The following is a 23983-nucleotide window of genomic DNA, read 5'->3' as shown; positions in this document are numbered from 1 at the left end:
CGCCATGCGCCAGACAAGCGCCGGGCATGCTATGGAAGTCAAAGCAGAAAAGTTGACACGGGCCGCTGGTGGTCGTAGAGTGGGCGCCGTGTGCAGTTCAGCGGGGCAATGGCTGCAGACTCGACCGATTGAAAAAACTGAAGTAAATCACGGGCTTATGAGCCTTTTTTGAAGTCTTTATGACTTTATACGATGTGTGTTCTAGGTTCGCCAATTAATACTTTGGTAGTTTCATAGTCAGTTTGCGTTCATTGCCTCGTTGGATTGTGGTTTTAAGCCACAGTTCAGCGAGGTTCAAATGTTTGTTTTCGGTGTTGTCGCCACAAAAGGCGGCGTCGGCAAAACCACCGTTTTATGAACAACGATCTGACGTCGATCAGAGCATGAAAGCCTTCTGGCTTTCCCATAGTCGCCGGTAGGCCATCTCATCGTCGGTCGGCTCACGGTTGAGCTGCTCCAGCAACCAGGCCGCGCCGGCGGCCATTGCCTCGTCGCGGTCGAGATACTGGCCGTCGAGCGCGAAACACATGCCGCCCATCCGGTAGTTCACCTCCCACGCTTGGCCGTCATGGGTGCGGCACACGGCATAGGCGAAATAATCTTCCTTGGCGTTCATCTCCTCACACGCTGCTTGCAGCTCGGGACGGAGCGGTGGCAAGGAGTAGTGTCCGTTTCTCATACCTTCGTACCCTCCTGATCGGCAGCCGCCATCGCGTCAGCCTCGGTCAATGCGTCCTCGCGGAAGGCCCCCATGCGCACCGCCTCGGCCTGGCTCACTTCGACTGCCCATATCCGTTTCACTTGGGATGGGCTGCACCCGGCCAGTTCGGCCGTCCGGGTGATGCTGTGGCCGGACTTGCGCAGTGCGACAACCTGGGCATGGCGCTTCGGGTCAGCGCGGCGGCCCCGATACTTGCCGGCGTCCTTCGCCAGCTCGATGCCTTGGCGCTGGCGTTCGCGCCTGTCTTCGTAGTCGTCACGGGCCATCTGGAGGGCCAGCTTCAAAAGCATGTCCTGGACGGCCTCCAGAACGATTTTGGCAACGCCCTTGGCCTCGGCCGCCAGGTCGGATAGATCGACCACGCCGGGGACGGCTAGGCGTGCGCCTTTGGCCCGGATCGAGGCCACCAGGCGCTCGGCCTCGGGCAGCGGCAGGCGGCTGATTCGGTCGATCTTCTCGGCAATGATCACCTCGCCCGATTGCAGATCGGCCACCATGCGCAGCAGCTCGGGCCGGTCGGCGCGCGCGCCGGATGCCTTCTCGCGGTAGATGCCGGCGACGTAGTACCCAGCAGCCTTCGCGACCGTGATGATCCCCTCTTGGCGCTCCAAATCCTGCGCGTCCGTGCTGACACGCAGATAGACCCGCGCCATCATTGGGCTGGCATTCATGTCAAAGCCCCTTCGGCTTGTAGACGGAGACAAAGTAGGTGAGCGCGGTCAGCGCGGCGAAGTGCAGCAGGAACGTCCAGCCGGCATGCACGCCCGGCGTGCGCCAGTGGTAAAACATCCGCAGGAGTTGGAACAGCACCTCAAGGGACACCATCCATCTGAAGATCGGCCAGACCAGTACCGTCGCCATCCATACGAACTTGACCAGGCCGGCCAGCAGCCCATGACCATCAACCTTCTGAACGCCAGGCACGGAAGCTGGGGCCGGCTTCACCGGCTCGGGCGCGGCGGGCTGCTCGACCTTCTTGGGGAACTTGATGACATTGGACATGGATAGGCGCGTTTGGGTATACCTAAGTGCGCCTACTATAGCCCGGCAGGCGCATTTAACAAAGTGCAATCTATATGCGCCCTAGCTCAATGTGACAGCTTCAATAAGCCGGGCAAGACAATCAGCGTGAGGTATGCGATGGGCAAGAAGGAAACCGAGGAAGCAATTGGAGAAGCCCGACGGGGCGGCTTGAAGCGGCTCGATTCCGTCGAAGCCCTGTTCGCCGACCTGAACGCCGACGACACGCCGGAAATTGATGAAGGCAGCACGAACGTCTATGCCGACCTGGGCCGCCCCGGCGCCGACGAAATGCAGGCCAAGACCACGCTCGTAACCAAGATCAGCCAGGCGATCACGGCGCGGCAGTTGTCGAACGACCAAGCGGCGGCGGCTCTTGGATTGACGCTGGCCGAGCTGGGCGAGCTGCTGGCCGGCCGCTTCCGTGGGTATTCGGTCGATGACCTGGAACGCTTGGCGGCGCTGCTCGATGAGGCCAGCCGATGATTGACCCGAAGAACCTGGCAACCTGGCTGCATGAGAAGGCCGGCCCGGCCCATGACGCGCTCAAAGCCGACCCGGCCCGCGCCGTCTCGGCCGACCGGGTGCGCTACACGCTTGATGAGCTGCTGGCCGAAGCCGAAGCATCCGGCCAGTATCCATTGCCGCCGGAGCAGCGCGAATGGGTGGATGCCCCGGCCGTTGGCCGTGAGCTGCTGCCCGAGGACTTGCAAACCGTCGAAGCCATAGCCGCGTTCCTGGCCGATGCCGAAGCCACGGCCGACCCGGCCTGTATCCAGCACGCCCGCGAAGTTGCGGCATGTGCGCGGGCCATGCACGGTATCAAATAGCGAAGCTGGCCAGCATCGCCATTTCTGGCGGTGCTGCAGGTGGATCTCATCGCCGGAAATGACGATGCGAGATCCACTCCAAGGGGAAGGCGCAGGGCGGCCGTCATCGCTCGATCTGACGATGCTCGAGCACGCCGGCGCGCATCGTCGCTTCCAGCGATGCAGGCCCGAAAACGACAAGGGCGGCCACCGGCCGCCCTTGCTGTTCCTGGTGCGCGAGCCTACGCGGCGAGTGACTGCCGCACCGCATCCAGGGCCTGGCGGAAATCGTCCCGCGTGGCTCGGCCCGTCTCGGCCTGGTAGTACAGCACCATGAACATATTGGCGACGGCCTCAGCCATCGGTGAGAGTTGCCGCGCCGCGTCCTGGTCGATCCAGTCCAGGGCGGCGAGTTGCGCGGCCGCATGATGAACTGCCTGGGTTGCGATTGCGTTGGTAGGATTCAGGGTTGCCATGATTCACCTCTCTATCAGGTGGGTTGTGGAAGTGTCGGCCGGCCCCACGCCGGCCGGCGCGCTTTACCGCTGGCCGCTGCTGTAGAAGCCGGCAGCTTCTGCTAGCGGCGTGTTCCTGTTGCTGCCGCTGTAGCTGTTGCTCGATGACCTGGCCGCCGGCCTGGTGGCCTCGATGGCAGACGGAGCAGAGCGATCAACAAAGGCCGAAACTTCCGCCGCTGCATCAAGCTCGGTTGATTGATCGCCAGGCTGCTCAAACTCCACTGCCAGCCGCTGCACCTGGTCGAGCGCCAAGCAGTCGAAAAAGCCACTACGTTTCATAGTCACGCCTCCGATTTACCGTGCTCGCGGTTGGCGAACGCGGCCACTTCATCATCAGGATCGGCAGCGGCCGAATCGGCCCCTGCCAGGTTGTTGCCACCGAATGTCGGCACCGCCTCGACAGCGCCGGCCTGGTCGCTCTCCGCGCTCGCCCTGATCGCCGCCGCGATCTTCCCGCCGGTGGTGTCGGCGATGCGCTCGGCGGCGGCGTCGCGGATGCTGACGGCCTTGGCCTTCGCAACCTCTCCGACGCCTTGCATCAGGTTCGCGCCGGCGTCGGCTGTCACGCGGCCCGCCGTGCCAAGCGCCGATGCGGCCGAGGCCAGCAAGCCGGGGCCGGTGCTGCCTGGTGCGGCCTGCTGGCCGCCTTGCTGGGCTTTCTTGCTGCCGGCTTCGTCGCCACCCTTCGAGCTGGAACCTCCACCCGATTTACCGGGCTGCTGCCCATTGCTTCCACCTGAGCCGCTGGCACCGCTGCCCGAGCTGCTGCCGAAACCGGCGGCCTGTGCAAGTGGTGTAGTGGTGCCCGCACCTGAGCTTGACCCGCCACCAAAGCCAGCAGCTTGCGCAAACGAGCCTGCATCGCTACCGGAGTCGGAGCCACCGCCGAGCATGGGCATTCCGCCCGATTCACCGCCTGCGCTAGACCCTGCTTTCTCGAACGCTGCCTTGATCGCCGACATGCCGCCGGCGGCCGAGGCCGCACCACCCATCACGGCCGCGCCGGCCACGCTTGCCGCACCGGCGGCCATGCTCGCCGCGCCCATAGCCGCACCAATGGCAGCACCTGCGCCGAAGTTGCCGATGCCACCCGCGCCGCCGATACCCGAGCCGGTGATGATGCCGACGACCAGAGGGGGCACACGATTGACCAGCATGAGCAGCGCCACGCAGAAAACCAGCATAACGCCCAGCTCTTCAAAGTTCAGCGTGCCGGTGTTCATCCTGGCGTAGAAGCTGGTAAGCAGATCATTCCCGATGCCGACCAGGAGCACCATCGTCATGATCTGCACGGCCACACCCAGCACGGTCTTGTAGTAGTTGATCGCCATGTCGGACGTCCAACGCGAGCCACCGAACCCCAGGAAAAAGATGCCCGCGTACATCAAAATCCAGCTCGACACGAGCAGCAGCAACATATTCACGGCAACGATGGTCAGCAGGATCAGGATGCCGAGGCTCAAGGCCACACCAATGACGCTATCGACAGGCGAGAAGGCCGACAGGTTGGCAAGGGCCTGTTTCAAGATCAGGAACCCCACATCCACGATGCCCGAGGGTGTCACCGAGGACACGCCAGAAGCCTGTTCCCCGAGCTGACGCAGTGATCGAATGATCGAGCCGGCAAAGGTCGGGCCGTAGCGCAGCAGCCAGAGGAAGAAGCCGAAGAACAGGATGAACCTGATGAACTCGGCGAAGAACTCGCCAATGTCGGCCTTGCGCAGCGCCATGAAGCCGAACGTGATGACCAGCGAGATTGTGCCCAGCGTCCAGAACAAGAACATGGCCGCATTCATCACGGCGACCTGCCAGGAACTCGCCGCTGAGGCGAAGTCCGTCACTACCTGGTCAAGCATCCCCTGGTTGGTGAGCTGGGCCGATGCGGCGGTGGAGTAGAGCGCGAGGGCGACGCCGATCAGCGCCGCCTTGTGCAGTGCTTTCATGGTTTTGCCTCCTGCCCCTTCGGGGTCGTCTGGTCGATCAGCTCCAGCCAGTTCTTCGGGTCTTTGGTCGGTGCAATGCCGCCGCCGGTGAGCGAGCGGCGTGCGCACTTCCCGGCAAAGGCTTCTCGCGTCGCCTTGTCCTTGATCTCCATGATCCTGGGAAGCTGACAGTTGGCGTCGCTCACTTCGGGCATGACCGGCGCGGGTGGCTGCTTCTCGCAGCCAGCCAGCAAGGCCGCCATGAGGGCGGCGATCAGCAGCGTTTTTTGCATGGTGTCTGCCCCCCGATCAGCGGATCAGCTCAAGCCAGTTTCTCGGGCTGGCTGTTTTGCCGATCCTGGATTCCGTCGCTGTCGCGTGCGCCGCCTGCTGCCGGGCCTCAAGATCAGCCTGGGCCTGCATCCTGGCGGTCGCGGCGTTCTGCTGCGCGATCAGCAGGCCGCGGATTTGCAGAAGCTGGTTTGCCTGGTTGGCGGCGAGCTGATTGGCGAAGCCGATGGCCTGCATCTGGCCGTTCGCACCCTGCGCGGCGGACTGGAGCCGTTCGAGCTGGCGAGCATCGGCGGTCAGGTTGCGCTGCTGTTGCTCCAGGCCCTTGAAAAGCGCGTCGTTCGCCTTCTTCTGGCTCTCGCTCGCCAGGCGGCGGTTTTGCTCCATCGCGGCGCGCTCGGCATCCGAGCACCCGGCAGCCGAGAAGCACGGCGAGCTGCGGTAATAGCTCACGTCCTGGAACTTGCCCAGGTAGGTGTCGAGACTGCCGAGCTGGTTCCTGTAGTAGTCCAGCGTGTTGACGGCATTCATCAACCCGTTGATGGTGGACTGCGCCTGATCCCAGATGTAGGCCGCCGGGGCCATCGTGTTTTGCAGCATGTTCTCGTACTGCTGCAATTGGGTCTGGTACTGCTCGATCTGCTTGAGCGTCTGCGCCACCGACTCGATGGCCGTCATGACGTTCTGCACCAGGTTGCCGCCGTCGATGACGGGGATGCCGGCCGAGGCCGGCGTGGTCACGATGACGCCAAGGAGGGAGGCGGCAAGCGCGGTTTTAGCCGCTAAAAAACGGACGTGTTTCATGGTCGAGTTCCTGGAATGTGATGAGCGGCTGCACTGCGCCTGCCGGCTGCCTGGTCGGCAACTGGCGGCGTTGGGCCATCACAGAGACAGCACGCCGTATCGCTGTCCCGGTACCCCGACCTGAGCGACACCGTAGCGCCCGGCCATTTCTGTTGAACATCGGTGTACGGGGGTGAAGCTCGCACTGCACCTCCCAGGTAGTGAAAGCGCTCGTCATCGACCACGCCCCTTGCCGTTCTCTTGGCGTTTGGCCCTCTTGGCCTCCATCTGCGCCCGCAGCCGCGCCTCGCGCTGCGCTAGTTCGGACGGTGCTGATGGTCGTACCTTGGCTGGCATCGGCGCTGGCCTCGGCGCTTGCGCCGGCCGCTGGGCTCCGCCCTCGATGTACAGACCGCCGAGCTGGCCCAGCGTGCGCAGGCCATGCCGACGATGCGGCGGTGGTTGCCGGCCGACAGGTGGCGCGCCGGGACGGACTCTGGCCTGAGCCTTCGCGGCCTCGACCAGCCGCCGACGCTTCAGGATCGGATCGGTGAAGACGATGGGCAGCCGCGCATCCACGGCCGCCCGGATCGCGGTGGCCTTGAACGCCACGCTACCGCTGACGGTGATGCGTTCGCCGTAACGCTCCATCGCCATGCGCAAGGCGGCTAACACGCCGGCGCGGTCGGCCTCACTGGACACGGCCAAGCGCTCGCCGTCATCACGCACGGCTGAGCTGCCGGCGCGGTAGATGATGGTGCCCTTCTTCGTGATGTTGTCGATCACCAAGGCACGACCGGCCTTCACCACACCCTCACCCTGAAGGGTGTCCCCCTTGAGGCCCTGAGCTGCCTCACGGGCGCGCAAGGCATCGATGGCCTGGCCGTCGCCGGCGATTGCCTGCTGCTTGAGCCAGTCGGCCCACGTGCGCCGGCTGTGCGCCAGATAGATAGCTGCCCGTTCCTGGTTGTGGCGCTCGTGGATCGCCGCCAGATCGGCGCGCAGTGCCGCGCTGGCCTGGCCGTACAGCAGTCGCTTGGTCAGCCGGCCATCGGTCAGGTGCTTGATCGCCGCCCGCCTCATCGCCGCCGCCTTCTTGGCGTTCTCCACGGCCTTGTCTTTCTGGCGCTTCGCCTCGGCCAGTGCGCCGGCCCTGGTCGCCGTGAGGCCCTGCTGTGCGTCCTTGTACCGGGCGTAAAGCTCAGTCGTGTCCAGCCCACCACGCAAGCGCATCGGCTGGCCCTTCTGATAGCCGCGCCGCGTCGGCGCGGCCTGATGCTCGGGCGAAGCCTCGAAGACCCCGAAACGCTTCTCCAGCGCCGACTTGGACAGGTCACGGGCGACGGTGCTGGCCTTGATCGTGGTGCCGTCGTCGGCTTCGATGACCAAGCCATTGCCTCGGGCGCGCAACGTCAGACCGTTCTCACGCATGACCTGGTGCAGTTCGGCCCAACTCGCCGCGCTCTTGATCTCGGCCAAGCATTCACGTTTGATCCAGCCGGACAGGCTTTCTTGGCCGGAATGCCGCTCCATGTCGGCGGCCCGCCCCTCCGCACCGCGCCGGCGCGGCTCGTGGTTGTCGCGCTCCAGGCCGTAGTCGCGCTCCAAGGTCATGCAGAGTTCCGCCAGCGCCCGGTGCGAGTAGTACGGCTCGTGCATCGTGTGCCGCGTCGGGTGAATCTTGTTGATGGCGATGTGGGTATGCAGGTTATCGGTGTCGTTGTGGACGGCACTGACGCGCTGATGCTCGCTATAGCCCAGCCCGACGCAAATGCGTTCCTCAATCGCGCGCAGCGTGTCGGCGCCGGGCTGCTCGCCGGCCCGGAAGCTGACGATCAGGTGATAGGTCTTGTCGCCCTTGGCCCGCGTGTTCGTGTGCTGGGTCGCCAGAACCTCGGTGATGGCGTCCTGCACGGACACGGCATCGCAGTTCGTGATCTGCACCTGGCCCAGCCGGTGATCCTTGCTCTGCGCGTCGGTGACGTAGTTCACTAGGCCGGCGAAGTCGGACTTGCCCAGCGAGCGCATCGGCACGTGTTTGGCGATCATGGCCGGCCCGCCAGCGTTTTAGCGGCTAAAAAAATCATGCCCCCGCCCTCGGCTGCACCACGGATTTCATGAGGCGGCTCATTTCGTCCTGTGTGGATTCGATCCGGCCCAGCAACGCCAGGATGGTGGCCTCGCCGAACTTGGCCGTGCGCGCGTCATCCGTCAGCCAGAGCTTGAGCAAACCGCCAAGACGGCCAAGGTCGCCGTTGACGCGCACCAGCTCGCGCACGTGCCGGTAGTCCATGACACCCTTGATCTGGTAGCCCTGGCCCACGTCGCGCAGATAGCGCGCCACGCTGACGCCCGCCCTCTTGGCGTTCGCCTCGATCTCGGCCCGCTCTTCGGGCAGGCAATAGACCTTGATGGGCGGGCTGCCCTTCCTCGTCACCTTGTTCTCGTTGACCTCCATCTTGGCGTCCTCATGTCGTTGCCGGCGGTCGCCGGATGCCTCGCAGAGCAGGATGCCCGTTGAGCGCCGTAGGCGCGAATAAGGGAAAGTGAAGAGGAACACTGCGCTTGCGCGGTGGGCCTACTTCACACATCCTGCCCGCCTTTCGGCGTTGTTTTTGCCTCGTATGCCTCATCGAATTTCGCGCTGTAACCGCACCATTGCTTCGCAACAGCGCGCCAGCAGCGGGAAAACCAACGGAAATTGCCAACGTCCGTGTGCTTGCAGCGATCCAAGAGGCCGGTAACAGCGTTTCAGCCATGCGCTTGCAGCGATAGAGCATGGGACTTTGCTTACTTCGTGCTCTGACCCGTGGAGCCAGGCGGTGCATTGGTGATGTGCTGGCGAACGTATTTCAGGAACGTCTCATAGCGGAAAGGGATTCGCCCGATCTCGCGCATGTGCTCCCAGATGATCTTGAGCGCGTAGCCAGCCTCAATCGCTGCCGACACGTCCGTGCGCGCCGCCATGAATGCAGCCAGGTAGTCCCTCCGCTTTATTTGCGAGGTCTGCTGCTGATGATCGAGCCGTGCGGCCAGCTCGTCGGGGTAGCTGCTTTCTGTCGTCACCATGTCCGTAAACCTCCGTTATCAACTGAACTACTCCGAAGGTTACGGAGTGCCGGCCTACACAACAGTCCAATAATTGGCCGAAATGGTTGACATGGAGTCGATGACACGGGCACGCCTATCGAAGACAGGGACGGGAGCTCATAGCACGGAAAGTTGAACGCCAAGAGGGAGTTGCCGGGAGAACCCCCGCCGCTCGGCCCCTCAAGTGTCAAAGAGCGGATCGCATCCTCAGAAGCGGCGATGCGAGCTCGAGCGCCGGCGGCCGTAATCTTCAGAACTAGCGATGGGGCCCCTCGGTGCATCGTCGGATGTGGCGATGGTCGACCGTGCCCCGATTGTGGCCAGCCTCGCCGGAAATAGCGATGCTGCAGCTCGACGTGCGCGCGAAAGAAGGGCCGGCCTCATGACGTGGCCGGGAATCGAATTGAACTGTTGTATGTTGTAGCGCGCTACAACATACAACGCCAGTCCATTGACACTTGAGGGGCGCTGCGTTTTAGCCGCTAAAAGGGTCGGCCGGAGCCAACCACCCTTCTGGCGTACAACCCAACGGCCGAAGGCCGACCGCCTGCAAGGGCTTGGCGTCGCCCTACAGGGCGGCGGCAAGTGCCGCGCCTAGTGGATGATCTTGGAAGATCATGGATGCAATTTGCGAACCAGCCCCAATCCCGCGCCGTTGCTGTATTTTCCGGCTTGAGGCGGGGAACGTTGCTACGGATGAAGGGGATCATTGCTACGGAGCTTGGGGAACGTTACTACGGGCTTTGGCCTGCCAATTTCCCACTTCCCTGTCGCATACTCGCTGACCTTCCAGCCCACGGAGCCAAGCTCGGCCAGAGCCTTGCGGGTCTTCTGGCGGCGCTTCTTCATGGCCTCGGCGTTCGCCTCGTCTGGCCAGACGTAGCCAGCAAGGGTATCGAGTTCTACGCGCCCGGCTTTGCCGGGATCGATCCAGCCGCATAGCCGTTGGTGAATCAGGCGGGCCGGGTCGGTTTGTAGCGCCCGTACTTCGACCATCTCGATGCGGGTATACGGGCGCCTCCCAAGAATCGCCTCCGCGATCTGTGGATTCAGTGCGACGAACAACCGCCCGTCTTCCTCGTCGAAGGCATAGCTCATCAGGTGAAAAGACCTTTGCCTGCCCCCCTTGGTGACTACCACGGTCACGTTTGCCATGCGCAGCAAGCACGCCTTGATGGCCTTGATGTTGTCGCCACCATCGGTCAAGCCGATTTCGGCTAGCAGGCTTGTCATGCTCTCTCGCACAACAAGCGCATCCTGCCCTACCGCGTCGAACTTCGGCTCAAGGAATAGACGCAGTTGCCTCGGCAACTCTGCTGTTGGCTCTGGCGTCAGGATGATGCCCTTCGGCCCTCCAAGAGCAACAAGACCTTGCAGCAGTCGCATGTCATCAGCACCAAGAGGCTCGAAGCCGACAAACCTCGCTTGTTCATTCTCGGCGTAGTGATACGTCACATCGAGCTTGAGCCTCTTCCGTTCGCCGCGTTTGAGACTGCGGAACAAGCCGGGGACCAAGCAGTGCATTGGATCGTGCCTGGCATGGGTGAGGTCAAAAGCCATCGCCTCGCCTCCGGCCATCACGTCCCTTTTCTTCATTCCTGCTGGCCTCATGCAGCTCCACCGGCACCAGAACGCCGCCCGCGTGCCGCATGTACCAGCGATCAAGCGGCGTAGTGTCGTAGTTCTGTTTGCTGACACCGAAACGCACGAAGTAGCCGCGGCGCTCATTGCCGATAGGCTGCCGGTCATGAGCGCGGTCGCTGAGACGCCTGGCCTCGTCCTCGGTCATACGGGCGACGTAGCCGCACCATCTGGCGTTGTCGATCAGCGCGGACGCGCCACGCGCGGCCTGCTGCTGGTCGGTCTGCCCTTCGCGGGCGCTGCCTTTGCTGACGTGGTGCAGGTAGAGCACGGATGCGCCCGTAGTAGCCGCGACCTGCTCCAGCACGGCGACGAGGTGGGCCATGTTGCCGTTGCTGTTCTCATCGAGGGCGTGAATGCGACTCAGGGTGTCCAGCACGATCAGCCGCGCCCCGGCGCTGTACTCGACAACGCGGCGCAAGTGGGCATCGTCCATGATGTTCAAGCGCTTGCCCATGATCGGCTCAACCGCAAGGTTCTCTGCGATGGCTTGGCGGGCTGTGTGTCCGAGGTGCTGGCCGATGGCGTGAATGCGCCGCACAAGCGCGGGCGGTGGGTCTTCCCCGGCCAGATAGACCACTCGCCCGGTACGCGCGGGGGCCAGGCCAACGAGATCGCCACCGGAAACGTTGCATGCGATGCTCATGGCCGCTTCGAGCGCCCAGAAGCTCTTACCCGTGGCTCCTGGAGCAACGAGCGCGCCGACTGTCCCCGCCAGGAAGCCCGGCCATATGAAATCCAGCACCGGCGGTTCGCACTCGAACGCCGCCAGGACATCAATCGCCACGACTCAGTTCCCCGTTCCGTACAGGGATTCGTCGCTCAGCACCTCGGCGATCTGCGAGGTTCGGAAGTAAACCCGCCGGCCGATCTTCAAGCGGGCCTTGTTGATTCGCTGCGTCCACTCGTTCGTCGCGCGCAAGCTGATCCGCAATCCATCAGGCGAACGATCCAGGACAGTGGCGAGCTGCGCGATGCTCAGCAGCGGGCCGAAGCGTTGCAGCAGCGTGTCTTCCATCGTCATTGCGTAAACCTCCGTTATCAACTGAAGTACAACGAAGGTTAGGCGTTGTTAGAGTTGCCAACACCCATTTAGTTGTCCACAATGGTTGACATGCGAAATGCGAAACCCACCATCATTTCCGAAGAATGCGATCCGACCGTCGCGGAAGCCATCAAGCAGTTCCATGATCGGTGGCTGCCCTACTCCGCATCGTCGAAGCAGCACCCAATCGTTCGGCTGGTAGAAGAGTTGATCGACCCCGCTGTGGCCAAGTACACGGAAAAGCTTCCACTGCGCTTCTTGGGCCACATCCCCGGAGCTGGGACAGGGGTGGGCCTGAGCGGCATCATTCGATTGATCGGATTTGATGCGATGGTTCCTCTGCAACGGGAACTGCTACGAAGGTTCATCCGTCAGGAGGACTGCACAAGCGCAAGGGACAAACGGTTTACAGCGACTCTCGAATCGCTGTTTGAGCTGATATGGGCCTGCGCCTGCAAACAGCCGGTGGACTCTCCAATACGAGGCTCCGACGGAAAGTCACGGGGCTTGAATGGAAGACGCAGGCAAGGATTTTGTCGGTTTTGCGGAGAGCTCACCGCGCTCGCTTCATTTGCAGGCGATGAGTCTCAACTGCGCGGGGCCGCTGACACACTTCGGTTGAGCAGCCTGTACTGCGTTGCTCATCAGCCGAAGTTGCTGAGCGGTGCAGGCAACCCTGCCTATAGACAAGCAAAACGATCCGTCGCGCAGTTCGATATCGAACTGGCAAGGCTCAAGCGGCAATGCGCGAAGCGAGCCACGCCCCATGCGGCGGCGTCCGGCGACAAGCTGGTTGATAACTACTTCTTTCACTACATGCTGGGTCAGACCTTGCAGCCAGCCGACATGGCTGAGCTTCGAGACCTGGCGCGATTGATGGTGGACTCGAAGCTGTCGGACGCCAAGAAGAAGATTCTTGTGCTCCAGTATTCCGGACTCAATCAGTCGGAGATTGCAGAACAGCTTTCGAGAAACGATCAACGGCCGCTGACGCGCCAAGCAGTGTCTAAGGCACTTAAAGCGCTGGCATCGATTCCCGAAAATTTTCATCTGAAAAAGCAATAGAAGCGCGCGTTCTCTGATCTCTTTCGATGTCAACCAAAGTGAACAACTATTCGGCCGACCTGATCCGCATTACCAAGCACCATCTGGCACATGTTCGCTAGTGACCGAAAGAGGCCAAGGGATGCAGGCAACGACAAGCAAGACACTCATCAACCGCAAGAAGCTGCTGGCGATGATCCCGCTGTCTGAGCGCACGATCTTCAACATGGAGCAACGCGGGGAGTTCCCACGCCGGATCGCACTCACCAGCCGAAACGTCGCTTGGGACTTGGCTGAGGTCGAGGAATGGATCGAGGCACGCAAGTCATCGGGCACGCAGGCCATGCGGCCCGGCTTCACCCCATCGGTCGCAGCCACCGCTTTTTAGCGGCTAAAACGCAGCGCCCCTCAAGTGTCAATGACTGCCGAGGCCAAGGTCGCTGTTCTGGAGGCGCTGCCTACCTGACCTCCTCTGACTTAAGCTTCGGCCGCTTGAGCGTCCATTCGTCGATCATGTCCGCCCAGTCCTGCAACATCGCCGTCCGCTGCTCGCGGTACTCGGCCTTGTTGTAGACGGCCCTGACGCCTCTCTGTTCGTGCGCCAGGCACTTCTCGATCCAGTCCGTGTTGTAGCCGGCCTCGTGCAACAACGTGCTGGCCGTGCGCCGCAAGTCATGCGGCCCGAACTTGGCGAGCGGCTTTCCTTCCTTCTGCGCCAGCCGATACGTCAGCGTCAGCACCTGGTTGAGCGTGGCGCTGCTCATGGGTAGGTCCGAGTCGTACCGGGACGGCAGCACGTAGTCCGATCCACCGGCGAAGGTTTTCAGGGCAATGAAGATGTCCAGCGCCTGGCGGGACAGAAACACCAGGTGCGGATTGCGCCGCTTCATCCGCTCCTTCGGGATCGTCCAAAGCGCGTCGCTGAAATTAATCTCGCTCCAAGTCGCGTTGGTCAGCTCGCTCTTGCGCACCATCGTCAACAGCAGCAGCTTGGCCGCCGCCCGAATGGATGGCGCTGTGCCAATGCGCTCCATGTACTGGTACATCAGGCCGATCTCGTCGGGCGTCAGCGCACGGTCGCGCGGCTCGAACTTGGCGATGGACGTTGGACGCACCAGCTCCGCCGGGTTCTCGACCTTCTGGCCACGCTCGATGGCCCAGCGATAGACCTGCATCACCACCTCGCGGACATGCACTGCCGTTGCCGGCGCGCCGCGCTCCACGATGGCATCAGTCAGTGCCCGCAAGTCCTCGTGGGTAATCTCCACCAGCTTCTGATTGCCGAATTTCGGCTTCAAGTCGCGCTCGTAGACTGAGCGCCGCATGTCGCGGGTGGAGTCGGCCATCTGGTAGCCGCGCAGCCACTTTTCCGCCCAGGCCCCGAATGTCTCCGCGTCCTTGACGCGGGCCTTATCCCGCGCCTTCTCCTTGGCCGGTGACTTCCCGGCCGCGACCATCTTCTTGGCCTCGCCCAACCGCTCGCGGGCTTCCGCCAGGGTGATGCCGCCGACACCGTAGCGGCCGAAGGTGATGGTCTCCTGCCTACCGTGGATCGAGTAGTTGTAGCGGAATGAGATCGCTCCGGCGGCCGTGACGGCTACATAGAGGCCGTCACGGTCATTCACCTTGTAGAGCTTGTCCTTCGGCTTGAGGTTGCGCAGCTTGGTATCGGTCAGCATGGTTCTCGCCCTGATTCAGCTCAAATACCATGATCCGAAAATCGGTCTATCCTGGCGTAAAACAACAACAAAATCATTGCGTTACGCCAATTCAATACCATGAACACCCACAAGGTGGTTGCATGGTATCGGCGACTTCTCATGGCATAGAAGCATTCAATGCCATCCATCATGCCATGAAAAAACGGTGCTTGGCGATGCCAAATGTTGCCAGGCGGTGCCGAATGAAATCAAAAAAAAGCCCGCATTTACGCGGGCTTAGGTGTGTTTTCGTGCCACTAGGTGCCAGCCAGTGCCAGACGCCGAATCACTCCCACTCAATCGTCGCCGGCGGCTTGGAGGAAACGTCATACGTCACCCGGTTAATCCCCCGCACTTCATTAATGATTCTTGAAGAAACTTTTTTCAGCAGCGCATACGGCAATTCCGCCCAATCGGCAGTCATGAAGTCGCTCGTTTGCACGGCGCGCAGGGCGACGACGTAGTCGTAAGTGCGGCCATCGCCCATAACACCAACGGACTTGACCGGCAGGAACACGGTGAAGGCCTGGCTGGTGAGGTCGTACCAGCTTTTGCCGCTGTTCGGCTCGATGGTGGAGCGCAGTTCTTCGATGAAGATGGCATCGGCCTGGCGCAGCAGGTCGGCGTATTCTTTTTTGATTTCGCCCAAGATGCGCACGCCCAGGCCGGGGCCGGGGAAGGGGTGGCGATAGACCATGTCGTGGGGCAGGCCCAGGGTCACGCCGAGTTCGCGCACTTCGTCTTTGAACAAATCGCGCAGCGGCTCCAGCAGTTTCAGGCCCAGTTGTTCGGGCAGGCCGCCGACGTTGTGGTGGCTTTTGATGACGACGGCTTTTTTGCTTTTGGCGCCGCCGCTTTCGATCACGTCGGGGTAAATGGTGCCTTGGGCCAGGAAGGCGGCGCCTTTGCGTGTGGCGTCGCTGGCTTTGAGTTTTTCGGCTTCGGCCTTGAAAACATCGACGAAGAGCTTGCCGATGATTTTTCGCTTCTGTTCGGGGTCGCTCACGCCTTTGAGGGCATCGAGAAAGAGCTGGCTGGCATCGACGCGCACCACTTTGGCGTGGAGCTTGCCCGCGAACATGTCCATGACCATGTCGCCTTCGTTCAGGCGCAGCAGGCCGTGATCGACGAACACGCAGGTGAGCTGGTCGCCAATGGCGCGGTGGATGAGCGCAGCGGCCACGGATGAATCGACGCCGCCTGAGAGGCCCAGGATGACTTCTTCGCTGCCCACTTGCTGGCGGATAGATTCCACAGCTTCGGCGATGTGGCCTTGCATCACCCAGTCGGGTTGGGCGCCGCAGATATCGAGCACGAAGCGCTCCAGCATGGCCCGGCCTTGCACGGTGTGCGTGACTTCGGGGTGGAATTGCACGCCGTAAAAGTGCCGCGCTTCGTCGGCCATGCCCGCAATGGGGCAGGTGGGCGTGCTGGCCATCAGCGCAAAGCCTGGCGGCAGTTCGGCCACTTTGTCGCCGTGGCTCATCCACACCTTGAGCATGCCGTGGCCTTCGGGGCTGGAGAAGTCTTGCAGGCCCTTCAAAAGCGCGGTGTGGCTGTGGGCGCGCACTTCGGCGTAGCCGAATTCGCGCTTGTGCCCGCCTTCCACCTTGCCGCCCAGTTGCTGGGCCATGGTTTGCATGCCGTAGCAAATGCCCAGCACGGGCACGCCCAGCGTGAAGATGGCTTGCGGCGCGTGGTCGGTGCTGTCTTCATAGGCGCTGGCGTGGCTGCCGGAGAGGATGACGCCCTTGAGCTGCCCGTCAGCCGCGTATTGGCGCACCCATTCGTCGCTGACGTCGCAGGGGTGGACTTCGCAATACACGTGCGCCTCGCGCACGCGGCGGGCAATGAGCTGGGTGACCTGAGAGCCGAAATCGAGGATGAGGATTTTGTGATGGGCCATTTTTTGAGAAAACGTGGAGCGCCGCAGCGCGCGGCGCGAAAAAAGGCAGGGGCGAATGGTACGGCTGGGGCGTACGGCTGGGGCGGCGCGCGCTTGCCGCGCGTCAGGCGGTGAAGTTGTGCGGTGAAGTCAGCGGTGAAGCCGGGCGGTGGAGTCAGGCAATGGAGCTGGAAGCTGGCGCGGTGTTTTGTGGGCGCAGGCCGGGTTTGTTTCCGCCGCCGCCAGCCGGGCGGCTTTTCAGCGTCTGTTCAAAGGCGGGCTGCGGGGAAGCGGATTGGAACGGGCAGGGCATGCGCCGCAGGCCTGCGGGCGGGCGGCTTTATTTCGCTCCTTCATTCATAGCATGATGTCCTAGTGCAGACTGCGCAGAGCGGCATTTTTACCTGCCTGAATTTGCTTCTGTTTTTGATGATGCCTGGCGGGTGCGGCGGATGGGTTCCCGGGCTTTGAGCAGCCTTTCAGGAGCCAGCCACCTTCATGCGGGCGATGAGCACGGAGCCGCTGGTTTTGGCGCCGTAGGTGTAGGCGTCGGCGCCGATGGCTTGCAGGTTCAGGAACATCTCGCGCAGGTTGCCGGCGATGGTGACTTCCTGCACGGGGTAGGCGATCTGGCCGTTTTCCACCCAGTAGCCGCTGGCGCCGCGCGAGTAGTCGCCGGTCACGTAGTTCACGCCGCTGCCCATGAGTTCGGTCACGAACAGGCCCGTGCCCAGCTTTTGCAGCATGGCGGGCAAATCGTCTTGCGCGCTGGTCTGGCGCGAGTACAGGCGCAGGTTGTGCGAGCCGCCCGCGTTGCCGGTGGTTTTCATGCCCAGCTTGCGCGCCGAGTAGCTGCCCAGAAAGTAGCCCGCCACGCGGCCGGCCTGCACCACCTGGCGCGGCGTCACGCGCACGCCTTCGCCGTCAAACGGGGCGCTGCCACGGCCGCCGGGAATGAAGGGGTTTTCGGTGATTTCCACGTGTCCGGCGAACACGGGCTGGCCCAGAGAGCCGGCCAGGAAGGTGTTTTTGCGGTAGAGCGCGCCGCCGCTGACGGCTTGCACGAAGTGGCCCAGCAGGCCCGCCGCCAGGGGCGCCTCGAAAAGCACGGGGCATTCGCGCGTGCTGATTTTTCGCGCGCCCACGCGGCTGAGCACGCGCTCGGCGGCGTAGCGGCCCACGGCTTCGGGGCTGGCCAGGCGGGCGGCGTTGCGTTCGGCGCTGAACCAGCCGTCGCGCTGCATGGCATCGCCCTGGCCCGCGATGACGGAGACGGAAAAGCTGTGGCGCGAGCTGGCGTAGCCGCCGCGAAAGCCGTGGCTGTGGGCGCTGAAAAAGTGGCTTTGCTGGGCCGAAACGCCGGCGCCTTCGCTGTTGCTGATGTGCGGGCTGGTTTGCAGCGCGGCCTGCTCGCAGGCCAGCGCCAGGGCCAGGGCCTGTTCCACGGAAGGGTTCCAGGGGTGGAACAGGTCGAGGTCCAGGCTGGCGGCCTGCGGGCCGGCCACGTCGGCTTCGTCGGGCAGGCCGCTGGCCGGGTCTTCGGTGATGTAGCGGGCGATGTCGTAGGCGGCCTGCACGGTTTGCCGCACGGCCTGGGGCGAGAAGTCGCAAGTGCTGGCCGAGCCGCTTTTGTGGCCGATGTACACCGTCACGGCCAGTGATTTGTCAAGGCTGTGTTCCACCGTTTCCAGCTCGCCCTGGCGCGCGCTGACCGACAGGCCCGCGCTTTCGGAAACGTCGGCGGCCACGTCGCTGGCGCCCAGCTTGCGGGCATGGCTCATGGCGGCGTCCGCCAGTTCTTCAAACTGGGCGCGGCTGTGGGTAAAGCCGGGCAGCGTTTGCGCGCTGGCGGCAGGCGCAAAAGAAGAAGCGGCGGAAGCGGTTTTTTCGGGTTTGTTCACGGGTTTGCGCATGGTGCGGCTATCATACTTGCGGTTTCTCATGGTTTCTTTTGGTGAAAGTATTGCCGCAGGCATTTATGCAATGGGTTTTTCCGGGGGCGGGCATCATTAACGGGCATACACGCTTTTCATGCGGAAGGCGGGCGCGCGCCCTGCCGGATTTCAGCCGTTGCGGGGTCTGTTGCAACAGCGCTGGCAAACATGATGTTTCTGGCCGGAGAGTGCATGCAAACAGGCTTTTCGGCATGGGTTTCATTCTGCCCCGGGAGATTATTTTGAATACCCTTTCAAAAATGAATGGAAACTGATTTTTAAAAATGGCGAGAAAACCGAAAAAAGGCTATTTTGTGCGCGGCCAGTTCGTGGCCGAAGGCAGCGAGCTGGACGAGCAATACCGGCGCGCCCTCAAAGGCGGCGACGCGCCCAGCAAAACCGAGCTGAAGGCGCAAAGCGCCCAGTTGCAGGCGCTGGGCGAGGCGCTGCTGACGCTGCGCCCGGCGCTGCGCGAAGCGCTGGCGCTGCCCGCGCGCCTGGAAGAGGCGCTGGCGGAGCTGGCGCGCATCACCGACTTTGAAGGCCGCCGCCGCCAGAGCCAATACGTGGGCAAGCTCATGCGCCAGCTGGATGAAGACGGCATTGCCGCCATTCACGCCGCGCTGGAGCAGCAGCGCCAGGGCGCGGCGCAAGACACGCTGCTGCTGCACGCCGCCGAAGACTGGCGCGAGCGCCTGGCCGCCCCGGATGCCGCCGCCAGCCAGGCCGCGCTGAACGAGTGGATGGCGCGCTTTGCGCAGACCGACGCGCAGCAGCTGCGCGCCCTCATCCGCCAGGCCCGCAAAGACCGCGCGCAGGCCGCCGCCGTGGCCAGCGCGCCCGGCCAGGGCGTGCGGCAGGGCCGCGCCTGGCGCGAGCTTTTCCAGCTCATTCGCGGCATGTTGAACGAAGAACGCGCGTGATGAGCACAGCGCCTGCTTTTGCGCCTTTTCGCTGCGCGGCCCTGGTGGGCAAGCACCATGAATCAATCAGCGGCAGCGCCCTGCACGCCTCGCGCGCGGCGCTGCTGGACGTGCACGCCTTTTTGCAGGAGCTGGGCCTGCACGTGCTGGTGGAAGCCGAATGCGCCCGCGCGCTGTGGCTGGAAGCCGTGGGCTGCGACGTGGCCCGCGTGGACGAGCTGGGCCGCCGCGCCGATGTGGGCGTGGCCGTGGGCGGCGACGGCACCATGCTGGGGCTGGCGCGGCAGATGGCGCCGTTTGGCATGCCGCTCATCGGCATCAACCAGGGGCGGCTGGGCTTTGTGACCGACATCGCGCTGGATCAATACCGCCACCTGCTGCCGCCCATGCTGCTGCAAGGGCGCTACGAAAGCGACGAGCGCGCGCTCATGCACGGCCGCGTGCTGCGCGAAGGCGCTTGCGTGTTCGAGGCGCTGGCCGCCAATGACGTGGTCGTGCACCGGGGCGCGGCCGCCAGCATGGTGGAGCTGGAAGCGCATGCCGATGGCCGCTTCATCGCCCGCTACCGGGCCGACGGGCTGATCGTGGCCACGCCCACGGGTTCCACCGCCTACTCGCTGGCGGCGGGCGGCCCCATCCTGCATCCGCAGCTGCCGGGCTGGGTGCTTGCGCCCATTGCGCCGCAGGCGCTCTCCAACCGGCCCGTGGTGCTGGCCGATCCGGCGGAAATCGTCATCCGCGTGGTCGGTGGCCCGCAAGCCAGCGCCAGTTTTGACACCCAGTCGGTCGCCGCCTTGCAGCATGGCGACAGCATCGTGGTGCGCCGCTCGCCGCACCAGGCCCGTTTTCTCCACCCCGCAGGCTGGAGCTATTTCGACACCCTGCGCCACAAACTCCACTGGAACCAAGGAGCCGTCTGACCTATGGCACTGCGACACCTGAGCCTGCGCGATTTCGTCATCGTCAAGCAGCTGGAGCTGGACTTTTCAGCGGGCTTTACGGCGCTCACCGGCGAAACCGGCGCGGGCAAATCCATCCTGCTCGATGCAGTGCAACTGGCCCTGGGCGCACGCGCCGACGCCCTGGCCGTGCGCGAAGGCGCCAGCCGCTGCGAAGTGGCTGCCGAATTCGACACCCCCGCGCCCCTGGCCGCCTGGCTGCAAGAAGCGGGCTTTGAGCCAGAAGCCACGCTGCTGCTGCGCCGCACCGTGGACGCAGGCGGCAAAAGCCGCGCGTGGATCAACGGCTCGGCCGCCACCGCCGCCCAGCTGCGCGAAGCCGCCGCGTGGCTAGTGGACATCCACGGCCAGCACGCCTGGCAAAGCCTCACCCGGCCCGCTGCCACCCGCGCCCTGCTGGACGCCTACGCGCGGCTGGACACCGCGCCGCTGGCTGCCGCCTGGCACGCCTGGCGCGCCGCCGCCCGCCAGCTGGACGAAGCCCGCGCCGCGCAAGAAACCCTGGCGCAAGAGCGCGAGCGCCTGCAATGGCAAATCGGCGAACTCGAAAAACTCGCCCCCGGCGAAGGCGAATGGGCCGAACTCAACCAGCGCCACGAACGCCTGGCCCACGCCCAGGCCCTCATCGACGCCGCGCAAACCGCCCGCGAAGCCCTGCAAGGCGACAGCGACAGCGGCGGCCGCAACGCCCTGGCCGCGCTGGAGCAGGCGCAAGCGGCCTTGCAGGCGCAAAGCCACATCGAGCCTGACTTCGCCCCCCTGGCCGAGCTGCTGGAAGCGGCCATCGCCCAGGCGGGCGACGTGGCCCACTCGCTCAGCGGCTGGCTGGCCCGCGCCGAAACCGACCCCGAAGCCCTGCGCGAAGTCGATGAGCGCCTGAGCCAATGGCTCTCGCTGGCCCGCCGCTGGCGCCGCCCGCCAGAAGAACTGCCCGCCACCTTGGCCGCCTGGCAGGCCGAACTGGCGCGGCTGGACAGCGCCGCCGACCTGGCCGCCCTGCAAGCGCGCGCCGAAGCCGCCCGCGCCGCCTGGCTGCAAGAAGCCCGCCGCGCCAGCGCCGCGCGCGCCGCCGCCGCCCCCCGGCTGGCCGAAGCCGTCACCCAGGCCATGCAGCGCCTGGGCATGCCCGGCGGGCGCTTCGTCATCGAACTGCCCCCCCTCGCGCCCGAAGAAGCCGCCGCGCACGGGCTGGAAAACGTGGCCTTTCTCGTGGCCGCCCACGCGGGCGTCAGCCCCCGGCCGCTCGAAAAAGTGGCCTCCGGCGGCGAACTCTCGCGCCTGGCGCTGGCCATCGCCGTCACCACCAGCCGCCTGGGCAGCGTGCCCACGCTGGTGTTTGACGAAGTGGACTCCGGCGTGGGCGGCGCCGTGGCCATCACCGTCGGCCAGCTGCTGCGCCAGCTGGGCGCAGACCGGCAAGTGCTGTGCGTCACCCACCTGGCGCAAGTGGCCGCCTGCGCCCACCAGCAGCTGGTCGTCAGCAAGCAAAGCAGCGCCGAAGGCGCCAGCAGCCGCGTGCAAGCCGCCGAAGGCGACGCGCGCGACGCCGAAATCGCCCGCATGCTCGGCGGCGACCCCCAATCAGCCGCCACCCTGGCTCACGCGCGCGAAATGCTGGCCGCCGGGCAGGCCCCGGCCGCTGCGGAGCTTGCAGCGCCTGAAGCGGGCGGCGCGCGGAAAACAGCCCGCGCCCGAAAGGGCAGGGCGGAAGGCGGTGCGGCGGATAGGGTGGCGGATGATGCAGCCTGAATTCGCTCCTTGTTCAATAGCATGATGTCCTAGTGGAAACTGCGCAGATGCCGTTTTCTGATGCCCTGAATTTGCTCCTTTTTTGATACGGAAAGGCTCCCATGTCCGCCGCTTCTGATGCTCCTGCCGCTGCGCTCGATCTGGTGCTCATCACCGGCATGTCCGGCTCCGGCAAATCCGTGGCCCTGCGCGCGCTGGAAGACGCGGGCTACTACTGCGTGGACAACCTGCCGCCCGAGCTGCTTCAGGCTTTTCTGGCCCTGCCCGCCATGCAGGGCACGGGGCGCGTGGCCGTGGCCATTGACGCGCGCAGCCGCACCTCGCTGCCGCAGCTGCCCGCGCTGCTGAAAACGCTGGGCGGGCAGGCGCGCGTCATCTTTCTGGACGCCAATGACGAAACGCTGACGCGGCGCTTTTCCGAAACGCGCCGCCGCCACCCGCTCTCGGCCATCCACCCTGCCGACGCCGACGCCCTGCCCGCCCTGGCGCAAGCCATCACCCGCGAGCGCGAAATGCTGGACGGCCTGCGCAGCCGCGCCCATGTGATTGACACCAGCCACATCCGCCCCGCGCAGCTGGCCTCGGCGGTCAAAAGCGTGATCGCCGCGCCCGCCGCGCACCTCACGCTGGTGTTCGAGTCTTTCGGCTTCAAGCGCGGCGCGCCGCTGGATGCCGACTACCTGTTTGACGTGCGCATGCTGCCCAACCCCTACTACGAACCGGCCCTGCGCCCGCTCACGGGCCGCGACGCGCCCGTGGCCGGTTACCTGGCGCGCCAGCCCGAAGTGGCGCAGATGCAAGAGCACATCGCCAGCTTCTTGCAAACCTGGCTGCCGCGCCTGGCCGCAGACCACCGCAGCTACGTCACCGTGGCCATTGGCTGCACGGGCGGGCAGCACCGCTCCGTCTATCTGGCCGAGCAGCTGGCCCGCCAGTTCGCCCCCCGCTGGAGCACGCTGGCGCGCCACCGCGAGCTGGGCTGAAACCCGGCCCCTTCCCCCCTTCAAAAAACACCCACGAAAGCCATGAACTACACCACCGCCCTGACCGAAGAAGACCTGCGCCGCAACATCGCCGCCATACGCGCCCGCATGGACGCCGCCTGCCAGCGCAGCGGCCGCAGTCCGCAAGACGTGCGCCTGCTGCCCGTGAGCAAAACCGTGCCCGAGGAGCGCCTGCGCCTGGCCTGGGCCGCCGGCGTGCGCGAAATGGGCGAAAACAAAGTGCAGGAGGCCTACGGCAAATGGCAGGCCATGCGCCAGGACATGCCCGGTTTGCGCTGGTGTCTGATTGGCCACCTGCAAACCAACAAGGCCCGGCTGGTGGCCGAATTCGCCAGCGAATTTCACGCGCTCGACAGCCTGCGCGTGGCCCGGGCGCTGGACGCGCGCCTGCAAGCGCTGGGCCGCAGCCTGGACGTGCTGGTGCAAATCAACACTTCCGGCGAAGCCAGCAAATTCGGCCTGGCGCCGCAAGAGGCGCTGGCCTTCATGCGCGAGCTGCCCGCCTTCGCCAGCCTGAACGTGCGCGGCCTGATGACGCTGGCCATGCACACCACCGACGAGCCGCAAGTGCGCCAGTGCTTTGCGCTGCTGCGCGATCTGCGCGACCGCCTGCGGCAAGACGCCCCGCAAGGCGCGGCCCTGGCCGAGCTGTCCATGGGCATGTCGGGCGACTTTGAATGGGCCATTGAAGAAGGCGCGACCACCGTGCGCGTGGGCCAGGCCATCTTCGGCGCGCGCAGCCTGCCTGACTCGCACTACTGGCCCGAAGGCAAGGCGTGAGAAACCCTTCTGTTCGCAGCGTCCGCCCGTGAGCGCGAAAAAAGCGGCTCCGGGCAGCTCCTGCGGCCTTGCCAGTCCTCGCCGGGCGGCCAGCTCCCGGGCGGCCAGCTCCCGGGCGGCCAGCTCCGCCCGGCAGGCTGCTGAAACGCCGTCTCCCGTGGGAGA

The 23983-nt window shown here is 64.4% G+C and carries 26 protein-coding genes; 9 read left to right on the top strand and 17 right to left on the bottom strand.

What is annotated here, in order from left to right; translation table 11 throughout:
- Positions 1 to 376 precede the first annotated feature (376 nt).
- The 3 genes from ADJ79_RS02735 to kleE are packed head-to-tail and all read right to left on the bottom strand — an operon-like array spanning position 377 to position 1723.
- Positions 377 to 616, bottom strand: a complete 240-nt coding sequence (locus ADJ79_RS02735) for a hypothetical protein (protein WP_050716357.1) — start codon at positions 614 to 616, stop codon at positions 377 to 379.
- 59 nt (positions 617 to 675) lie between these two features.
- Positions 676 to 1392, bottom strand: coding sequence for a recombinase family protein (locus tag ADJ79_RS02730; protein ID WP_050714680.1), 717 nt, complete (start codon positions 1390 to 1392; stop codon positions 676 to 678).
- A 1-nt stretch (position 1393) separates the two neighbouring features.
- Entirely contained in the window at positions 1394 to 1723 is a 330-nt protein-coding gene (kleE, locus tag ADJ79_RS02725; RefSeq protein WP_050714679.1) for a KleE stable inheritance protein, read from the bottom strand.
- A 138-nt stretch (positions 1724 to 1861) separates the two neighbouring features.
- On the opposite strand from kleE, the gene ADJ79_RS02720 reads away from it, so the two are divergent.
- Together ADJ79_RS02720 and ADJ79_RS02715 are read left to right on the top strand one after the other, a co-directional pair.
- Positions 1862 to 2227 (top strand): XRE family transcriptional regulator, encoded by a 366-nt coding sequence (locus tag ADJ79_RS02720; protein ID WP_050714678.1) that lies wholly within the window; start codon positions 1862 to 1864, stop codon positions 2225 to 2227.
- The gene (locus ADJ79_RS02715; protein WP_050714677.1) at positions 2224 to 2571 is read left to right on the top strand and encodes a transcriptional regulator; all 348 of its coding nucleotides are present in this window, start codon (positions 2224 to 2226) and stop codon (positions 2569 to 2571) included. Before ADJ79_RS02720 ends, ADJ79_RS02715 begins: the two co-directional genes overlap by 4 nt.
- A 221-nt stretch (positions 2572 to 2792) precedes the next feature.
- On the opposite strand, the gene ADJ79_RS02710 is transcribed toward ADJ79_RS02715, so the two are convergent.
- The 11 genes from ADJ79_RS02710 to ADJ79_RS02660 all read right to left on the bottom strand — a co-directional run bounded on the left by ADJ79_RS02710 (position 2793) and on the right by ADJ79_RS02660 (position 11819).
- Positions 2793 to 3026, bottom strand: coding sequence for a type I toxin-antitoxin system ptaRNA1 family toxin (locus tag ADJ79_RS02710; protein ID WP_050714676.1), 234 nt, complete (start codon positions 3024 to 3026; stop codon positions 2793 to 2795).
- Between the two features lie 63 nt (positions 3027 to 3089).
- Positions 3090 to 3347, bottom strand: coding sequence for a hypothetical protein (locus tag ADJ79_RS02705; protein WP_050714675.1), 258 nt, complete (start codon positions 3345 to 3347; stop codon positions 3090 to 3092).
- A gap of 2 nt (positions 3348 to 3349) precedes the next feature.
- Positions 3350 to 5011: a P-type conjugative transfer protein TrbL gene (gene trbL, locus ADJ79_RS02700; RefSeq protein WP_050714674.1), complete on the bottom strand. Its 1662-nt coding sequence runs from the start codon at positions 5009 to 5011 to the stop codon at positions 3350 to 3352.
- The gene (gene trbK, locus ADJ79_RS02695) at positions 5008 to 5283 is read right to left on the bottom strand and encodes an entry exclusion lipoprotein TrbK (protein WP_050714673.1); all 276 of its coding nucleotides are present in this window, start codon (positions 5281 to 5283) and stop codon (positions 5008 to 5010) included. Before trbK ends, trbL begins: the two co-directional genes overlap by 4 nt.
- 16 nt (positions 5284 to 5299) lie before the next feature.
- Entirely contained in the window at positions 5300 to 6085 is a 786-nt protein-coding gene (gene trbJ, locus ADJ79_RS02690; protein ID WP_017997821.1) for a P-type conjugative transfer protein TrbJ, read from the bottom strand.
- A 213-nt stretch (positions 6086 to 6298) separates the two neighbouring features.
- Complete coding sequence (gene traI, locus ADJ79_RS02685) at positions 6299 to 8113, bottom strand: TraI/MobA(P) family conjugative relaxase (protein ID WP_050714672.1); 1815 nt, start codon at positions 8111 to 8113, stop codon at positions 6299 to 6301.
- 34 nt (positions 8114 to 8147) lie between these two features.
- Positions 8148 to 8522: a conjugal transfer transcriptional regulator TraJ gene (gene traJ / locus ADJ79_RS02680; RefSeq protein WP_017997823.1), complete on the bottom strand. Its 375-nt coding sequence runs from the start codon at positions 8520 to 8522 to the stop codon at positions 8148 to 8150.
- A gap of 332 nt (positions 8523 to 8854) precedes the next feature.
- Positions 8855 to 9133: a TraK family protein gene (locus tag ADJ79_RS02675; protein ID WP_050714671.1), complete on the bottom strand. Its 279-nt coding sequence runs from the start codon at positions 9131 to 9133 to the stop codon at positions 8855 to 8857.
- Between the two features lie 711 nt (positions 9134 to 9844).
- On the bottom strand, positions 9845 to 10714 hold the full coding sequence (gene repC / locus ADJ79_RS02670) for a replication protein C, IncQ-type (protein ID WP_050716356.1): 870 nt from the start codon (positions 10712 to 10714) through the stop codon (positions 9845 to 9847).
- Complete coding sequence (locus tag ADJ79_RS02665) at positions 10704 to 11582, bottom strand: helicase RepA family protein (RefSeq protein ID WP_050714670.1); 879 nt, start codon at positions 11580 to 11582, stop codon at positions 10704 to 10706. The genes repC and ADJ79_RS02665 overlap by 11 nt, the downstream gene beginning before the upstream one ends.
- A gap of 3 nt (positions 11583 to 11585) precedes the next feature.
- Complete coding sequence (locus tag ADJ79_RS02660) at positions 11586 to 11819, bottom strand: Plasmid-related protein (protein WP_015039729.1); 234 nt, start codon at positions 11817 to 11819, stop codon at positions 11586 to 11588.
- A gap of 81 nt (positions 11820 to 11900) precedes the next feature.
- Here ADJ79_RS02660 and ADJ79_RS02655 point away from each other — a divergent pair, with 81 nt between their 5' ends.
- Together ADJ79_RS02655 and ADJ79_RS02650 are read left to right on the top strand one after the other, a co-directional pair.
- Positions 11901 to 12905, top strand: coding sequence for a hypothetical protein (locus ADJ79_RS02655; RefSeq protein ID WP_050714669.1), 1005 nt, complete (start codon positions 11901 to 11903; stop codon positions 12903 to 12905).
- Between the two features lie 121 nt (positions 12906 to 13026).
- A complete protein-coding gene (locus ADJ79_RS02650) occupies positions 13027 to 13272 on the top strand; it encodes an AlpA family transcriptional regulator (protein ID WP_050714668.1) in 246 nt (81 codons plus the stop codon).
- Positions 13273 to 13342: 70 nt separating this feature from the next.
- On the opposite strand, the gene ADJ79_RS02645 is transcribed toward ADJ79_RS02650, so the two are convergent.
- From ADJ79_RS02645 to pmbA, 3 genes are all read right to left on the bottom strand, one after another.
- Positions 13343 to 14563 (bottom strand): site-specific integrase, encoded by a 1221-nt coding sequence (locus ADJ79_RS02645; protein ID WP_050714667.1) that lies wholly within the window; start codon positions 14561 to 14563, stop codon positions 13343 to 13345.
- Between the two features lie 307 nt (positions 14564 to 14870).
- Complete coding sequence (gene guaA, locus ADJ79_RS02635) at positions 14871 to 16490, bottom strand: glutamine-hydrolyzing GMP synthase (RefSeq protein ID WP_050714666.1); 1620 nt, start codon at positions 16488 to 16490, stop codon at positions 14871 to 14873.
- 458 nt (positions 16491 to 16948) lie between these two features.
- Entirely contained in the window at positions 16949 to 18382 is a 1434-nt protein-coding gene (pmbA, locus tag ADJ79_RS02630; protein WP_050716355.1) for a metalloprotease PmbA, read from the bottom strand.
- A 305-nt stretch (positions 18383 to 18687) separates the two neighbouring features.
- Here pmbA and yjgA point away from each other — a divergent pair, with 305 nt between their 5' ends.
- From yjgA to ADJ79_RS02605, 5 genes are all read left to right on the top strand, one after another.
- Positions 18688 to 19326, top strand: coding sequence for a ribosome biogenesis factor YjgA (yjgA, locus tag ADJ79_RS02625; RefSeq protein ID WP_050714665.1), 639 nt, complete (start codon positions 18688 to 18690; stop codon positions 19324 to 19326).
- Positions 19326 to 20246, top strand: coding sequence for an NAD kinase (locus ADJ79_RS02620; RefSeq protein WP_050714664.1), 921 nt, complete (start codon positions 19326 to 19328; stop codon positions 20244 to 20246). Before yjgA ends, ADJ79_RS02620 begins: the two co-directional genes overlap by 1 nt.
- Before the next feature lie 3 nt (positions 20247 to 20249).
- On the top strand, positions 20250 to 22034 hold the full coding sequence (recN, locus tag ADJ79_RS02615) for a DNA repair protein RecN (protein WP_082202838.1): 1785 nt from the start codon (positions 20250 to 20252) through the stop codon (positions 22032 to 22034).
- A 101-nt stretch (positions 22035 to 22135) separates the two neighbouring features.
- On the top strand, positions 22136 to 23017 hold the full coding sequence (rapZ, locus tag ADJ79_RS02610; protein WP_050714663.1) for an RNase adapter RapZ: 882 nt from the start codon (positions 22136 to 22138) through the stop codon (positions 23015 to 23017).
- Positions 23018 to 23059: 42 nt separating this feature from the next.
- Positions 23060 to 23818 (top strand): YggS family pyridoxal phosphate-dependent enzyme, encoded by a 759-nt coding sequence (locus ADJ79_RS02605; protein ID WP_050714662.1) that lies wholly within the window; start codon positions 23060 to 23062, stop codon positions 23816 to 23818.
- Positions 23819 to 23983 lie beyond the last annotated feature (165 nt).

Source organism: Ottowia sp. oral taxon 894 (assembly GCF_001262075.1).
Taxonomy (GTDB): Bacteria; Pseudomonadota; Gammaproteobacteria; order Burkholderiales; family Burkholderiaceae_C; genus Ottowia; species Ottowia massiliensis.
The sequence above is the reverse complement of the archived record's forward strand: the minus strand, read 5'-3'. Positions and strand labels throughout refer to the sequence as shown.

Excerpts from the sequence above, each read along its gene's own strand:
- ADJ79_RS02735 (WP_050716357.1), bottom strand. The coding sequence starts at position 616 with ATGAACGCCAAGGAAGATTATTTCGCCTATGCCGTGTGCCGCACCCAT.
- pmbA (WP_050716355.1), bottom strand. The coding sequence starts at position 18,382 with ATGCGCAAACCCGTGAACAAACCCGAAAAAACCGCTTCCGCCGCTTCT.
- trbK (WP_050714673.1), bottom strand. The coding sequence starts at position 5,283 with ATGCAAAAAACGCTGCTGATCGCCGCCCTCATGGCGGCCTTGCTGGCT.
- kleE (WP_050714679.1), bottom strand. The coding sequence starts at position 1,723 with ATGTCCAATGTCATCAAGTTCCCCAAGAAGGTCGAGCAGCCCGCCGCG.
- traI (WP_050714672.1), bottom strand. The coding sequence starts at position 8,113 with ATGATCGCCAAACACGTGCCGATGCGCTCGCTGGGCAAGTCCGACTTC.
- ADJ79_RS02675 (WP_050714671.1), bottom strand. The coding sequence starts at position 9,133 with ATGGTGACGACAGAAAGCAGCTACCCCGACGAGCTGGCCGCACGGCTC.
- ADJ79_RS02720 (WP_050714678.1), top strand. The coding sequence starts at position 1,862 with ATGGGCAAGAAGGAAACCGAGGAAGCAATTGGAGAAGCCCGACGGGGC.
- traJ (WP_017997823.1), bottom strand. The coding sequence starts at position 8,522 with ATGGAGGTCAACGAGAACAAGGTGACGAGGAAGGGCAGCCCGCCCATC.
- ADJ79_RS02605 (WP_050714662.1), top strand. The coding sequence starts at position 23,060 with ATGAACTACACCACCGCCCTGACCGAAGAAGACCTGCGCCGCAACATC.
- yjgA (WP_050714665.1), top strand. The coding sequence starts at position 18,688 with ATGGCGAGAAAACCGAAAAAAGGCTATTTTGTGCGCGGCCAGTTCGTG.
- ADJ79_RS02715 (WP_050714677.1), top strand. The coding sequence starts at position 2,224 with ATGATTGACCCGAAGAACCTGGCAACCTGGCTGCATGAGAAGGCCGGC.
- rapZ (WP_050714663.1), top strand. The coding sequence starts at position 22,136 with ATGTCCGCCGCTTCTGATGCTCCTGCCGCTGCGCTCGATCTGGTGCTC.
- trbL (WP_050714674.1), bottom strand. The coding sequence starts at position 5,011 with ATGAAAGCACTGCACAAGGCGGCGCTGATCGGCGTCGCCCTCGCGCTC.
- ADJ79_RS02650 (WP_050714668.1), top strand. The coding sequence starts at position 13,027 with ATGCAGGCAACGACAAGCAAGACACTCATCAACCGCAAGAAGCTGCTG.
- ADJ79_RS02730 (WP_050714680.1), bottom strand. The coding sequence starts at position 1,392 with ATGAATGCCAGCCCAATGATGGCGCGGGTCTATCTGCGTGTCAGCACG.
- repC (WP_050716356.1), bottom strand. The coding sequence starts at position 10,714 with ATGGCTTTTGACCTCACCCATGCCAGGCACGATCCAATGCACTGCTTG.
- ADJ79_RS02645 (WP_050714667.1), bottom strand. The coding sequence starts at position 14,563 with ATGCTGACCGATACCAAGCTGCGCAACCTCAAGCCGAAGGACAAGCTC.
- ADJ79_RS02660 (WP_015039729.1), bottom strand. The coding sequence starts at position 11,819 with ATGACGATGGAAGACACGCTGCTGCAACGCTTCGGCCCGCTGCTGAGC.
- recN (WP_082202838.1), top strand. The coding sequence starts at position 20,250 with ATGGCACTGCGACACCTGAGCCTGCGCGATTTCGTCATCGTCAAGCAG.
- ADJ79_RS02620 (WP_050714664.1), top strand. The coding sequence starts at position 19,326 with ATGAGCACAGCGCCTGCTTTTGCGCCTTTTCGCTGCGCGGCCCTGGTG.
- ADJ79_RS02705 (WP_050714675.1), bottom strand. The coding sequence starts at position 3,347 with ATGAAACGTAGTGGCTTTTTCGACTGCTTGGCGCTCGACCAGGTGCAG.
- guaA (WP_050714666.1), bottom strand. The coding sequence starts at position 16,490 with ATGGCCCATCACAAAATCCTCATCCTCGATTTCGGCTCTCAGGTCACC.
- ADJ79_RS02710 (WP_050714676.1), bottom strand. The coding sequence starts at position 3,026 with ATGGCAACCCTGAATCCTACCAACGCAATCGCAACCCAGGCAGTTCAT.
- trbJ (WP_017997821.1), bottom strand. The coding sequence starts at position 6,085 with ATGAAACACGTCCGTTTTTTAGCGGCTAAAACCGCGCTTGCCGCCTCC.
- ADJ79_RS02655 (WP_050714669.1), top strand. The coding sequence starts at position 11,901 with ATGGTTGACATGCGAAATGCGAAACCCACCATCATTTCCGAAGAATGC.